This is a genomic window from Clostridium sp. DJ247 (genome assembly GCF_014231265.1).
Map to the genome: position 1 here is coordinate 18,594 of NZ_JABAIW010000002.1, position 13,438 is coordinate 32,031.

Consider the following 13,438-nt stretch of genomic DNA (forward strand, 5'->3'; position numbering starts at 1 on the left):
GTTTATTACCTCTGATTTAATAATTTTAACATTTTAAAACCTAAATCTTTTCTTTCACCGATTCCGATAAATTCATTATCACCTAAATACACTCTATACAGTTTATTTTTTTCTAAATTATTTATAATAGAGCTATTCTTTATAGAAACCCCATTTAAGATAAGTTTCTCATATTTTTTGTCAATATGAATTTCTGGGTATTCTATTAAAGCTTTATCCATTGGAATTAAATATTCGCCTATATTGTTACTATTTAGTGTTTCTAAATCTACAGCATTTGATATATTAAAAGCACCAGTTTCAACCCTTTGAAGATTCCACATGGCACCTCCACATCCTAATTTATTGCCAATATCATAGCAAAGACTTCTTATATAGGTACCCTTTGAGCATTTAACCTGAAATACTACATAAGGAAGGTCTATACTTAATACTTCTATATGATATATATTAATTTTTCTTGGTTTTCTCTCAATTTCTATTCCTTTTCTTGCTAGAGAGTATAATCTTTCGCCATTTACTTTTAAAGCAGAGTACATAGGTGGAATTTGATCTAGTTCTCCTTGAAAGCCTTTAATTACTGCTTCTATGTCCTCTTTAGATAAATTAACATCTGAGGTACTAATTATTTTCCCTTCTCGATCATAGGTATCTGTTACTACTCCAAGTTTTAATTCTGCTCTATATACCTTAGCATCACTCATTATATAATCAACAAGCTTAGTAGCTCTGCCTATACATATAGGTAATACCCCTGATGCTTCTGGGTCAAGTGTTCCAGTATGACCTACTTTTTTAGTTTTAGCTATAAATTTTATATTTCTCACTACATCAAAGGAAGTTATACCAGTTGGTTTATTAATGTTTAATATTCCATCCATTTATATCAACTCTTTTTCTAATTCCTTAATTATTAATTCTTTCGCTTCTTCTACAGTTTTGTGTTCCATAAACAGTCCAGCAGCCCTTATATGTCCACCACCGCCATACTTTTCAGCAACCTTCCTTACATCAATGTTAGCTTTAGATCTTAAACTTATTTTTACTCCTCCATCGGACTCTTTTATGAGAGCAGCAGCTTCTACAGTATCCACCTGTATGCCAAGACTTATTATATCAGAAGTATCACTTCCACTATCAAAACCTAGCTTTAAAAGCATATCCTTAGTAACAGTAATTACACAAATCTTATGTTGAAAGATTTCCATTGCTTCAATAGCTTTACCGTAGAGCTTTATTCTTTGAATTTTTTTGTTATCAAATACAATTCTATGTATTTCACTAAAGTTAATTCCTGTATTAATCAAATCTCCAGCTATAGTATGAGTAACCGATGTGGTATTAGAATATTTAAATGAACCTGTATCAGTAATTAAAGATGTATAAAGACATGCAGCCATAGACTTATCTATTTCTATTCCCATTATTCGAAGCATCTGATATATAATCTCTGCCATTGCAGAGGCATTAGTATCTACATAATTTAAATCTCCATAAAGTTCATTTGATATATGGTGATCTATATTTATTAGAGTATATTCTCTGTTTTTAAGGTCTAAATCAGCATTTATTCTTTTTATATCTCCGCAATCTAAAACAATTACACAGTCAGTACCTGAAGTTATTTGAATACTCTCTCCATTAATTTCTTCAGAACAACTTAAAAACTTAAATCCTTCAGGTATCTCTTCTTTACATAGTATTTGCACATTTTTCCCTATTTTACGAAGTCCTTGCATTAAAGCTAATGATGTTCCTAAAGAATCTCCATCTGGTGAAGTATGGAAAGTAATAGCAATTCTATCACTTTCCTTTATTATTTTTATAATATCATTCATTATCATGATGCTCTTTCTCCTTTATCTTCTCAAGAAGTGCATCTATGTGCATACCTTGTTCTATAGTGTTATCTAGTTCTATGATTATTTCTGGTGTATATCTCAAGTTAATTCTGTGACCTACTTCTCTTCTTATAAAACCAGAAGAACTTTTAAGAGCGTTTAGGGTACTTTTTTTTGCTTCATCCTCCCCAAATATACTTACATATACTTTAGCATATCTTAAATCTCTTGTTACATCTACCTTGGTAACACTTATCATAGCATTAATTCTTGGATCTTTTATGTCGTTGCGAATAATATTACTTACTTCTTTTTTTACTTCCTCATTAATTCTACTGCCTCTAAAATTAGCCATATGTTTCACCTCATTTTTATATAGCCACAAAATCTAGCTATAGTTAAATTCTCAATTAAATCTTAATGGCAACCCTTTTCGTTATTGGTTTTGCCAATTACAGTTGTTGTTTCTTAACCTCTTCTATAACATAGGCTTCAACTATATCGCCTTCTTTTATGTCATTAAATTTTTCTACGGATAACCCACATTCATACCCTTTAGCTACTTCTTTTACGTCATCCTTGAATCTCTTTAAGGAAGCAAGAGCTGACTCAAATATTACTATACCATCACGTATAACTCTTACGCTGCTATTTCTAGTGATCTTACCGTCAGTTACATAGCATCCCGCAATAGTTCCTACGCTAGATAGCTTGTAAGTTTGCCTTATTTCAGCTTTTCCTAACACAACTTCTTTATAATCTGGTTCCAACATTCCCACCATAGCAGCCTTTATATCATCAATTGCATTATATATAACTCTATAAGTCTTAATATCTACGGCTTCTTTTTCTGCTATAGCAACTGCATTATCATTTGGCCTTACGTTAAATCCTATGATTATAGCGTTTGATGCAGAAGCTAACGTAACATCTGTCTCTGTTATTGCACCAACAGCTCCATGTATTACTCTAACTTTTACTTCTTCATTAGATAACTTTTGTAGAGATTGCTTTAGTGCTTCTATTGATCCTTGTACATCTGCCTTAACAATTATGTTTAATTCTTTTACTTTTCCTTCTTTTATTTGATTATATAGATCCTCTAGAGAAACCTTATGTGTTGACTGAAGATATGTTACTCTTTCTTTTTCTTTTCTCTTTTCAGCCATATCTCTAGCTGTCTTTTCATCTTTTACTTCATAGAATCTATCCCCTGCTGCTGGAACTTCAGATAATCCTAATATTTCTATTGGTATTGAAGGTCCTGCTGATTTAATTTTCTTACCCTTGTCATCAAACATAGCTCTAATTCTTCCATAAGTAGTACCAACAATTATAGAATCCCCTACATTAAGAGTACCGTTTTGAACAAGAAGCGTAGCAACTGGACCTCTACCCTTATCAAGTTTAGCCTCTACTACTGTTCCTCTAGCATTTCTATTAGCATTTGCTTTTAATTCCTGTATTTCTGCAGTTAGAAGAACCATTTCAAGTAATGTGTCTATACCTTCTCTTGTATGTGCAGATACCGGAACTGTAATGGTGTCTCCACCCCAGTCTTCAGCAAGTAAGCCGTGTTCAGTTAACTCTTGTTTTACTCTATCAATATTAGCACCTGGTCTATCGATCTTATTTATAGCTACAACCATTGGAACGTTTGCTGCTTTACAATGGTTTATAGCTTCCACAGTTTGAGGCATTATTCCATCATCCGCTGCTACAACTAAAATAACTATATCTGTAATTTGAGCACCTCTTGCTCTCATTGCTGTAAAGGCTTCGTGTCCTGGAGTATCAAGGAAAGTAATCTTTTCTCCACTTATATTTACAGTATAAGCACCAATATGTTGTGTTATTCCCCCTGCTTCTGTCTCTGTAACCTTAGCTTTTCTTATAGCATCAAGTAAGGATGTTTTACCATGGTCAACATGACCCATAACAGTTATAACTGGTGGTCTTTTTTCTAAATTAGTATCTTCTTCTTCTTCCTCTTCTATTTGTTCAACAGCCTCTTTTTCAATATCTACTTCTCTTTTAACAACTATAGCATCAAACTTTTCTCCTAGTTTTTCAGCAGTATTGAAATCTATTTCTTGATTTATAGCTGCCATTACTCCCATAAAAATCAATTGTTTAATTACTTCCGTTGATGACTTTTCTAATTTTTCAGCTAACTCTTTAACCGTAATAGTTTCATCCATCTCAATTACTTTTTCATCAATGTTATCTTTGTCATCAGTACCGTTTTCACCAACAGCATTTTTGTCTTTTACCAATTTGTTCTTATTTTTCTTACGAGTCTTAGCATCGTTGTTTCCAACTAGCTCTTCATATTTATCTATAATATTCTCTCCTGACTGATCTTCATCTTTTTTTCTTTCTGCATAAAACTCTTTTATTAGTTCTGCATCCTCTTCTTCTATTACACTCATATGATTTTTTACTTCTACACCAAACTCTTCTTGAAGAGCTGTTATAAGCTCTTTGCTTGATATTTCTAATTCTTTAGATAATTCATAAACTCTTATCTTTGACAAAGTCTTCACCCCCGACATTAAATTTTTTCGATTTGTTCCCAAAGACTTATTAGTTTCTCAACCATTTTTATATCTGAGATACCAACTATTTTTATTTCTTCCAGCCCCAAAGCATTGCCTAATGCTTCTTTGCTATACCCTTGCAATACAGGAACTTTATATTTTTCACTATACTTTGAAAATTTTTCTATAGTGTTCTTAGACGCATCTAAAGATAAAACTATTAAGTGTACTTTATTTCTCTTTATTGCATCCTCACATTTATTATATCCTTCAATAAGTTTTCCTGCACGTTTAACTAATCCTAAAAACTGGATAAATCTATCATTATTTATCAATTTCATCCCTCAATTGACTGTATATTTCTTCACTTATTTGGGTTTCAAGACCTTTTTGAAGCCTTTTATTCTTAAATGCTTTATCAAGACACTCAATATTTCTGCAAATATAAGCTCCTCTGCCGTTTTTCTTACCAGTTAGATCTACAAAAATATCACCTTCTGCATTTTTAACTATTCTAATAAGTTCTTTTTTAGGTTTCATTTCCATGCATCCAGTGCACATTCTTTGTGGTAATTTCTTCTGCTTCATTTTTAAACACCACCTTTACCTAAAATTAAGAATTTTCTTCTTCCAAAATAGCATTTTCACATTGTGATTTACTTTTTATATCTATTTTCCATCCAGTTAACTTCGCAGCTAATCTAACATTTTGCCCTTCTTTTCCTATAGCTAGTGACAGCTGACTATCATCTACAACTATTTGAGCAAACTTATTGTCTTCCTCTAGTGTTACATCCAAAACTTTTGCAGGACTCAAAGCATTAGCAATATATTCTTCTGGAAGCTTACTCCACTTGATTATATCTATCTTTTCATTTCTTAATTCACCAACAATATTTTGAACCCTAACACCCTTAGGACCAACGCAGGCACCCATTGGATCAACATTTTCATCATTTGAATTCACTGCAATTTTAGTTCTTGACCCCGCTTCTCTTGCAATGGATTTTATCTCAACGGTGCCATCAAATATTTCAGGAACTTCCAATTCAAATAACCTTTTTATTAATCCTGGATGTGTTCTAGAAATAACAATTTGTGCACCTTTTGTTGTATTCTTAACTTCAACTATGTAAAGCTTTAGCTTATCATTAAAATTATATTTTTCTCCGGGCATTTGCTCATTTGGTCCAAGTACTGCTTCTGTTTTACCTAAATCTACTAAAACATTACTTTTATCTCTTCTGATTACAGTACCTGTTATTATGTCATCTTCTTTTTCCGCAAAATCACTATATATAATTCTTCTTTCTTCTTCCTTTATTCTTTGAATTACTACTTGCTTCGCGGCCTGTGCAGCAACTCTTCCAAATTTTTTAGGCGTTACTTCTATACTTACTACATCATCAATATCATAGTTTGGATCTATGTCTTTTGCGTCTTCTGTACTTATTTCATTTATATCATCGAAAACTTCCTCTACGACCTTCTTTTGAGAGTAAACATGAATTTCTCCATTTTCCCTATTCATCGTAACTTTTACATTTTGATTGTTTCCACCATGATTAGCATAGTTCTTCTTATAAGCAGCAACTAGTGCATCTTCTATAGTAGTAAATAATAAGTCTTCACTTATTCCTTTTTCTTTAACTATTTCTTTTAAGGCTTCTATAAATTCCTGATTCATTTCCTATTATACCCTCCCTTAAAGTTGCCCTTTTAAACTAACAGTCAAGACTTTATCTCTAGGAATAGAAACTTCTGTTCCTTCATTGTTAACTCTCAATTCTTCTGAGTTAAAGCCCAACAATTCCCCCTCAAACTTTTTCTTGCCATTTAGTAGTCCTGAAACTTTAACTAAAACATTTTGTCCTGTGTATCTTTCTAGATGTTCATCACTATGCAGAATCCTATCTATTCCTGGTGATGAAACTTCCAAATAGTAACCCTCTTCTATTGGGTCTTCTGCATCAAGAATATCACTTACAGCTCTGCTAACTTTTTCACAATCTTCTAGAGATATACCGCCCTCTTCTTTTTCTATATATATTCTTAAATAATTGTCTCTTCCTTCTCTTACAAATTCTAAATGATATAATTCATAACCTAGTTGGATTACTATAGGTTTTATCAAAGTTACAAGTTTATCTATTAACGAACTTTTACTCATGTTAATCCCTCCTTATATATATATTTTGCAATTTTGAATAAAAAATAACTTTCTCCAAAATAAATTGCATAAAATATTACACTAATTTAAAAACGCAACTTACGCTGCGTTTTTTACAAATAGAAAGAGCGGGCTGCAACCCACTCCTTATTGCTAAACTTACTTCTGTAGATTTACTGCTTCCATTGTAACACACTGCATTAGTTATTTCAAGAAAAAGTTAACAATTACCTCTTAGGCTAAAGATTGAACAATGATAATTGGTTAGTTTCAGGCAGTCCTTGTAAGCATCCATGGTTATCTAAAGTCTCTATAACAGTTTTTCAAACTTTAGTTCTCAATCTTAAATCTTCTTTAGATATAAATTCTCCATTTTTCCTTGCCTCTGCTATATTTTTTGCTGCATTTTCACCTACTCCCTGCAGTGCATTTATGGGCACTCGTATTCCTTCATCTTCAATTAGAAACTTTACAGCATCTGATTTGTATAAATCTACCTTTAAAAATTTCATTTTCCTTTTATACATCTCATAGGAAAGTTCTAATATTGTTAGAAGACCTTTATCCTTTTGAGTAATATTATTCCCCATTACATACAATTCATCCATTTTTCTTTTTATTGCTTCTTCACCACATCTGGCGTACAAACTTCGTTCCAAATTCAGGAAGACCATAGCTACCTACTTAACAGCCAAGCTCCTCTCTAGTTAACCCTAAAGCTTCTGGAGAAGTAAATAAACTTATAACCTTTGGATCACCTAGTGGAATGAACTTAGGATCTATCCCCGTTAAATCCTGAAACATTCTAAGTACTGTAGGATCGTCATGACCTAGTATATCTAGCTTTAGTAGTCTACCACTTATTAAATCAATCCCAGTAAAACCACCTAAATTTTTACTAATTATTTCTTTTATTTTCATTTGTATAGAATCACTTAAACTACTAACTGATTTTACTATTACTTTTAGCTTATTACTCTTCTTTAAATACTGTACCTTTAAAAGTTTTATATCTTCCTCAATAATACTGCTGCTTTAATCAATATCTTCTTGCAGTATCCTTATGAGATCAATACCCATCCATCTTTCCTCCCGGAGAAAATACTAGACTTAAAAAGTCCAGTATTATTTTACTATTAAAAAGTTCCAAAAACTATTGTTAACTATTTACATACTTTTTATTTGTTCAATAAGCTCATGAATTAAGTTTTCTTCTTTTACCTTCTTAATTATTTCGCCTTTTTTGAATATAAGTCCCTCTCCATTACCACCTGCTATGCCTATATCTGCTTCCCTAGCTTCTCCCGGACCGTTAACTACGCATCCCATAACAGCTACTTTAAGTTTTTTATTATAACCTTCTAACTCTTTTTCTACTTCCTCAGCAATTTTAATTAAATCTATCTGTGTTCTGCCACAAGTTGGACATGAAATAAATTCTATACCTTCATCTATATATCCTATAGATTTTAAGATTTCTCTTCCAACTTTAATTTCTTCTACAGGATTTCCCGTTAACGACACCCTTATAGTATCACCAATTCCTTCGCATAATAATGTGCCTAGTCCTACACTAGATTTTATAGTACCTCTCCAAATAGTTCCTGCCTCTGTTACTCCTAAGTGAAGTGGATAATTAACCTTTTTAGAAATCATTCGATAACTCTCTATCATTTGTATCACATTAGAAGATTTTATAGATATAACTATATCATCAAAGTTAACATTTTCTAGAATTTTAACATGTTCTAGTGCACTTTCCACTAAAGCTTCTGGACATACTTTTCCATACTTAGCCAAAGTTTCTTTTTTTAAGGACCCTGAATTAACGCCTATTCTTATAGGTATATTCTTTTCCTTAGCTGCCTTTGCTACTTCTCTTACTCTATCTATACTTCCAATATTTCCTGGGTTAATTCTTAATGCTGAAACTCCATTTTCTATAGATTTTAAAGCTAATCTATAATCAAAATGAATATCAGCTACCAATGGAATTGTTATATCACTTACTATTTGCTTTATAGCTTCACTAGCCTCCATATCTGGAACTGCACATCTGACTATATCACACCCCGCATTTTCAAGCTCACGTATTTGCGCAACAGTTTCTTTAACATTTCTTGTATCTGTATTAGTCATAGATTGTACTGTTATTTTAGAGTCTCCTCCTATATATACATTACCAACCTTTATTTTTTTAGTGTTAGCTCTATTCATAATTTCATCTCCTGATTTTATTAAAATAATAAATTGGAAACGATGATATACTAGAGTAATCCTCATTCCCAATTTATAATTTAAACTTATATTTTAATAAGGCATCTGAAAAAAATAGCAAGTCAATTTTAACCATGAAATTTTGCGTAAGATAAGGCTGCGGAACCCGTCAATAGTTGAGCTATTAACGGGTTTTGCCAAGGCAGTATTACACAAAATTACCCGTTAAATTGGCTAGTTATTTTTTGAAGATGCCTAAATTTCTTATTTAAATTTAAAACTTTATAGGATACAATATATCCTTAATTGTCACTAGTACCATAAGAGTCATCAGAATAGCAAATCCTACATAATTTATTACTCCAACCTTGTTATCATCCACTTTCTTACCTGTAATTATTTCAAATAAGAATAATATTATATACCCCCCATCTAAAGCAGGAAAAGGTATAATATTGAATAGACCTAGTTGTATAGTAATATATGCTGCAAAGGCCATAAGACTTAAAACTCCTGCTTTAGCAGCGGCTCCAGAAATTTTTATTATGGTTAAAGGTCCTCCTACATCACTTGCAGATGCTTTACCTTTGAATAAGGTTTTAAAAAAGCTAAAGGTTTGTTTTATAAGAGACTTAGTTTCTATAAAACCATAAGATATTGACTGCCCTAATGTAGGTTTTTCAACAACAGTTGGGGAAATCCCAACTATATACCTATTCTCATTAGGATCTTTTACAGGTACTACTTTAACGGACTTAGTTTCACCATTTCTAATAAATGTTATATCTAAAGGGCTACCATTTGCCATATATACACTTGTTACAAAATCTTCCCAAGTTGATATCTTTGAATCATTAACCTTTGTTAATTTATCTCCACTCTTAATTCCCATAACATCTGCTGGCTTATCCTTTATCACCTCACTGACTACTGGCGATGTATATCCTCTAGCAGCTGCTAAAATTGAAAATAATATTACACCTAGCAATAAATTCATTATTGGTCCAGCTATAACTATACTAAGCTTACGCAAAGGACTCTTATTGTTGAATGCTCTTGGATCTGTACTCTCCCCTTCATCTCCAAGCATTTTTACATAACCACCTATTGGCAAAAGCTTAATAGAGTAAGCTGTTTCTTTTCCTTTAATACTAAATAACTTAGGACCCATACCTATGGCAAACTCTTCAACTTTTACTCCATTTAACTTTGCTAAAGTAAAATGTCCAAGTTCATGAATAATAATCAGAATACCAAAGGCTATAATTGCCATTACAATATACAAAAGCTATTCCTCCCAATCACATATAAATTTATACCTATAATATTATGTAACTATGAAAATAATATAAATAATCTCCAAGACTTTTTATAACTATATTATGAATTTACTTATAACATATTCTTTAACTTTACTATCCACCTCTAGTACATCCTCTAAAAGATAATCATATTTTACAGTAAACTTATTCATACATTCTTCTAATATATTTCCTATTTGTAAAAATTTAATTCTGTTATTTAAAAATAATTCAACTGCTGCCTCGTTTGCTGCATTTAGTATAGCTGGCATGGTACCACCAGCTTTTCCTGCATCATATGCAAGCTTTAATGCCTTAAAAGTGTCTATGTCAGGTTTCTCAAAGGTTAAATTTTGCATACTATAAAAATCTAATTTTTCCACCCTTGTTTCATGTCTTTCAGGGTAGCTTAATGCATACTGTATAGGAAGTTTCATATCAGTACTACCTAACTGAGCCATAACACTACCATCTTTATATTCTACCATAGAATGTATTATACTTTGAGGGTGAACTACTACCTGAATATCATCATAATTTATGCCAAATAAAAAGTGAGCTTCTATAACTTCTAAACCCTTATTCATCAAGGTTGAAGAATCAATAGATATCTTCTTTCCCATATTCCATTTAGGATGTTTTAAAGCTTCATCTACTGTTACATTTATAAGTTCATGTACTTTTTTTCCTCTAAATGGGCCACCTGATGCAGTAAGAAGTACCCTACTTACATGAGATTTCTCGTTTCCTTGTAAACACTGAAATATAGCACAGTGTTCTGAGTCTACAGGAAGTATTCTTGCATTATACTTCTCAGCTTCTGATATAACTAGTTCTCCTCCAACTACTAAGGTTTCTTTATTGGCTAAAGCTATAGTTTTTTCTGCCTTAATGGCAGCCAATGTTGGTACTAATCCTACCATACCAACCACAGAAGTTACTACTATATCAACTTCTGGTAAGGATGCTATAGTTTTAAGACCTTCAACTCCATATAATACTTCTGTAGTCAAGTTGTTATCAAAACAATATTCCTTTAGTTTTTCATAAGAATTCTCTTCTGTTACTGCGGCATAAGGTGGATTAAATTCATTTATTATATTTATTATTTTGTCTAAACTACTATTTGCAGAAACAGCAATTAAACTAAACTTTTCTCTATTGTTTCTTATTACTTCAATTGTTTGAGTTCCAATGGATCCTGTAGCCCCTAGAATAGTAAGTCTTTTCATGTTAACATCTCCTAATTCCCCTTAATCTTCAGTACTGAATTATTTCCTTTGCAGTAATCACGTATATTGGTGCCATAAATAAACCTACAATTCCAAAAATCTTAATACCTATGTACAAAGATATTATAATAAGTAAAGGATGAAGTTGCAAGCTGCTACTAATAAACTTAGCTTCTACTATTTGCCTACTTATTATTAGAAACAAGTACAAACATATAACTCCAAATGCTATGATATATTGACCTATTAACACCTTATAAATGACAAGAGGTAAAAATACCATTATTGTTCCAACATAAGGAAGCATATCGAGAATACCACATAAAATTCCTAGTAATATAAAATAATCAATACTTAATATCCTAAATCCTATTATTGTTTCAATGGTAGTTATAAAAACTAACATACCTTCTAATTTAATTACTCTACTTATATCTTTTAGTTTAGCATATACTATGCTCATTTTGTCTTTTGGAATAATGTAGTTACCACAGTTAACTATATCATAATTATCTGCTAGAATAAAGTAGGCTATCATAGTTCCAACAAAATAATCAAATATTCCATCTGTAGTATATAATGCACCTTTTGTTATTATTCCACTATTCATAACACCTCTAGAATTGTACAATAGGTTATTGCATAACTTTGACAAATTAAAACCTGCTGACTTATCTATAGATAAAAGTGAATCCTGCATATTATTAAAAACTATAATCAAATTACCAATAAAGGTGTGCAATTCTTTGTAAATAAAATTTCCTGCTAAGAATAGCAGCATTAATAATATACAATTCATTAATATTATACAAATCAAAGCGTTAACTTTAGCATTGAAAATTTTACTTTTATTAAGTACATTTTGAACAGGTGAACAAATAATCACTGTAATAATTATAACAAAAAACAATTTCAAATAACATTTTACTATAAAGGTTACTACTACAAATACAATAAGTGTAATAATACAATATAAAATTTTATTATATATTAAATTTTCAAATTTCAAGCTTATTCATCTCCATATTAAGTGCTATACAATAATATATTCACGAACTAAACTGTATATTATGAAAAGCAATATATAAACTTACTCCTATAAAAATATCTACAAGTATTATAATATCAAACCTTTGATTACACGGTCAACCATACTTCTAGTACGCCTAATTGTTTTGAAGGAAGTTTTTTTATCTTAATAAACTAAATTAAAAAACTGCTAGCAAATACACTTCTAGCAGTTACAAATATTATTGATCTATATCTATTGTTCAATTGTAATTTTGCTGTCTTCAATTTGTAAAATATCTCCCTCTTTTGCTTCCATGGGAATTTTTATCCTCTTTATATCCACCATACTGCTATCCTCTTTCTTACACACCGCATAAGGTCCCTCAAATCTGTCTATTATAACCTTCATTAATATCCCCCTTTTTGTCCTTCTTATTTATTTGTTATAATAACTATTATACATTTTCCATTTTATTCCTTCAAGTCTTTCATTAAAATTCATTCAATTTTATACAATGATTATAATAACTTTAATTCAATAAACTATATTATTAAGTTACTAACTTTGTCTTCCAGAGAACCATTTCCTCTAGAAGTAATATCTCCATTATTACCAACCTTTAATATTACCCCAACATCTCTTGCAGACTCTACTTTAGGTTTATCTAATTTCATTTTTCCTTCTGTCATTAATATTCTATTATAACTATTCTCCATATAATCATCTTCCTCTTCGTGTTTATCATAAAATTAATGTATATATCTTAATTAGAGGTTATGCATTTTTAAGATAATTAATCTATATAGTTAAAATAAATTTTAAAATAAATAGAGCCTTCAATATCAGGCTCTATCTAAATAAAAACATTAGTATACCCATAGTAACAGTTGCAAACATAACTAAATATATAACCCCTAAATTACTTTCCACCAAAGGTTCATCATTTTCTTTATTGGATACATCAGTTGACTTATCTATATTCTCATCTTTATCTGTTTCTGTAGGAGAGGCTAAATTTGACATTGATTTACACCTCCATATTTATAAATAACATAGCCAAGATAACTTGTTTGCTATTATTATATGTACATGTAAACGTTTTGATAACTAAAAATAGAGAGTTTT

General features: G+C 31.0%; 15 protein-coding genes and 1 pseudogene. All 16 read right to left on the bottom strand.

Annotation, left to right across the window (positions count from 1 at the left end):
* Positions 1 to 5 precede the first annotated feature (5 nt).
* Positions 6 to 881: a tRNA pseudouridine(55) synthase TruB gene (gene truB / locus HGI79_RS01030; RefSeq protein WP_185648866.1), complete on the bottom strand. Its 876-nt coding sequence runs from the start codon at positions 879 to 881 to the stop codon at positions 6 to 8.
* The gene (locus HGI79_RS01035) at positions 882 to 1,844 is read right to left on the bottom strand and encodes a bifunctional oligoribonuclease/PAP phosphatase NrnA (RefSeq protein WP_185648867.1); all 963 of its coding nucleotides are present in this window, start codon (positions 1,842 to 1,844) and stop codon (positions 882 to 884) included.
* The gene (gene rbfA / locus HGI79_RS01040; RefSeq protein ID WP_185648868.1) at positions 1,831 to 2,196 is read right to left on the bottom strand and encodes a 30S ribosome-binding factor RbfA; all 366 of its coding nucleotides are present in this window, start codon (positions 2,194 to 2,196) and stop codon (positions 1,831 to 1,833) included. The genes HGI79_RS01035 and rbfA overlap by 14 nt, the downstream gene beginning before the upstream one ends.
* 97 nt (positions 2,197 to 2,293) lie before the next feature.
* Positions 2,294 to 4,378: a translation initiation factor IF-2 gene (gene infB / locus HGI79_RS01045; RefSeq protein ID WP_185648869.1), complete on the bottom strand. Its 2,085-nt coding sequence runs from the start codon at positions 4,376 to 4,378 to the stop codon at positions 2,294 to 2,296.
* Positions 4,379 to 4,395: 17 nt separating this feature from the next.
* Complete coding sequence (locus HGI79_RS01050; RefSeq protein WP_241428109.1) at positions 4,396 to 4,716, bottom strand: ribosomal L7Ae/L30e/S12e/Gadd45 family protein; 321 nt, start codon at positions 4,714 to 4,716, stop codon at positions 4,396 to 4,398.
* A complete protein-coding gene (gene rnpM / locus HGI79_RS01055; RefSeq protein WP_185648871.1) occupies positions 4,706 to 4,969 on the bottom strand; it encodes an RNase P modulator RnpM in 264 nt (87 codons plus the stop codon). Before rnpM ends, HGI79_RS01050 begins: the two co-directional genes overlap by 11 nt.
* 25 nt (positions 4,970 to 4,994) lie before the next feature.
* Positions 4,995 to 6,068 carry a transcription termination factor NusA gene (gene nusA / locus HGI79_RS01060; RefSeq protein WP_185648872.1) on the bottom strand — a complete coding sequence of 358 codons (1,074 nt, stop codon included), beginning with the start codon at positions 6,066 to 6,068 and terminating at the stop codon, positions 4,995 to 4,997.
* 18 nt (positions 6,069 to 6,086) lie between these two features.
* A complete protein-coding gene (gene rimP / locus HGI79_RS01065) occupies positions 6,087 to 6,551 on the bottom strand; it encodes a ribosome maturation factor RimP (protein WP_185648873.1) in 465 nt (154 codons plus the stop codon).
* A 239-nt stretch (positions 6,552 to 6,790) separates the two neighbouring features.
* Positions 6,791 to 7,415 (bottom strand): annotated as a pseudogene (locus tag HGI79_RS01070) (hypothetical protein); the annotation flags it as partial.
* A 303-nt stretch (positions 7,416 to 7,718) separates the two neighbouring features.
* Complete coding sequence (gene ispG, locus HGI79_RS01075; RefSeq protein ID WP_185648874.1) at positions 7,719 to 8,768, bottom strand: flavodoxin-dependent (E)-4-hydroxy-3-methylbut-2-enyl-diphosphate synthase; 1,050 nt, start codon at positions 8,766 to 8,768, stop codon at positions 7,719 to 7,721.
* 274 nt (positions 8,769 to 9,042) lie between these two features.
* The gene (rseP, locus tag HGI79_RS01080; RefSeq protein ID WP_185648875.1) at positions 9,043 to 10,053 is read right to left on the bottom strand and encodes an RIP metalloprotease RseP; all 1,011 of its coding nucleotides are present in this window, start codon (positions 10,051 to 10,053) and stop codon (positions 9,043 to 9,045) included.
* Positions 10,054 to 10,143: 90 nt separating this feature from the next.
* The gene (dxr, locus tag HGI79_RS01085) at positions 10,144 to 11,301 is read right to left on the bottom strand and encodes a 1-deoxy-D-xylulose-5-phosphate reductoisomerase (RefSeq protein WP_185648876.1); all 1,158 of its coding nucleotides are present in this window, start codon (positions 11,299 to 11,301) and stop codon (positions 10,144 to 10,146) included.
* Between the two features lie 28 nt (positions 11,302 to 11,329).
* Complete coding sequence (locus tag HGI79_RS01090) at positions 11,330 to 12,310, bottom strand: AI-2E family transporter (protein ID WP_185648877.1); 981 nt, start codon at positions 12,308 to 12,310, stop codon at positions 11,330 to 11,332.
* Between the two features lie 255 nt (positions 12,311 to 12,565).
* Positions 12,566 to 12,721: a DUF3006 domain-containing protein gene (locus tag HGI79_RS01095; RefSeq protein ID WP_185648878.1), complete on the bottom strand. Its 156-nt coding sequence runs from the start codon at positions 12,719 to 12,721 to the stop codon at positions 12,566 to 12,568.
* 134 nt (positions 12,722 to 12,855) lie between these two features.
* Complete coding sequence (locus tag HGI79_RS01100; protein ID WP_185648879.1) at positions 12,856 to 13,029, bottom strand: small, acid-soluble spore protein, alpha/beta type; 174 nt, start codon at positions 13,027 to 13,029, stop codon at positions 12,856 to 12,858.
* 133 nt (positions 13,030 to 13,162) lie between these two features.
* Complete coding sequence (locus HGI79_RS01105; protein WP_185648880.1) at positions 13,163 to 13,336, bottom strand: hypothetical protein; 174 nt, start codon at positions 13,334 to 13,336, stop codon at positions 13,163 to 13,165.
* Positions 13,337 to 13,438: the final 102 nt, after the last annotated feature.

What these genes read in the sequence shown, in the direction of transcription:
- truB (WP_185648866.1), bottom strand. Translation starts at nt 881, where the DNA reads ATGGATGGAATATTAAACATTAATAAACCAACTGGTATAACTTCCTTT.
- HGI79_RS01035 (WP_185648867.1), bottom strand. Translation starts at nt 1,844, where the DNA reads ATGATAATGAATGATATTATAAAAATAATAAAGGAAAGTGATAGAATT.
- rbfA (WP_185648868.1), bottom strand. Translation starts at nt 2,196, where the DNA reads ATGGCTAATTTTAGAGGCAGTAGAATTAATGAGGAAGTAAAAAAAGAA.
- rnpM (WP_185648871.1), bottom strand. Translation starts at nt 4,969, where the DNA reads ATGAAGCAGAAGAAATTACCACAAAGAATGTGCACTGGATGCATGGAA.
- nusA (WP_185648872.1), bottom strand. Translation starts at nt 6,068, where the DNA reads ATGAATCAGGAATTTATAGAAGCCTTAAAAGAAATAGTTAAAGAAAAA.
- rimP (WP_185648873.1), bottom strand. Translation starts at nt 6,551, where the DNA reads ATGAGTAAAAGTTCGTTAATAGATAAACTTGTAACTTTGATAAAACCT.
- ispG (WP_185648874.1), bottom strand. Translation starts at nt 8,768, where the DNA reads ATGAATAGAGCTAACACTAAAAAAATAAAGGTTGGTAATGTATATATA.
- dxr (WP_185648876.1), bottom strand. Translation starts at nt 11,301, where the DNA reads ATGAAAAGACTTACTATTCTAGGGGCTACAGGATCCATTGGAACTCAA.
- HGI79_RS01095 (WP_185648878.1), bottom strand. Translation starts at nt 12,721, where the DNA reads ATGAAGGTTATAATAGACAGATTTGAGGGACCTTATGCGGTGTGTAAG.
- HGI79_RS01100 (WP_185648879.1), bottom strand. Translation starts at nt 13,029, where the DNA reads ATGGAGAATAGTTATAATAGAATATTAATGACAGAAGGAAAAATGAAA.
- HGI79_RS01105 (WP_185648880.1), bottom strand. Translation starts at nt 13,336, where the DNA reads ATGTCAAATTTAGCCTCTCCTACAGAAACAGATAAAGATGAGAATATA.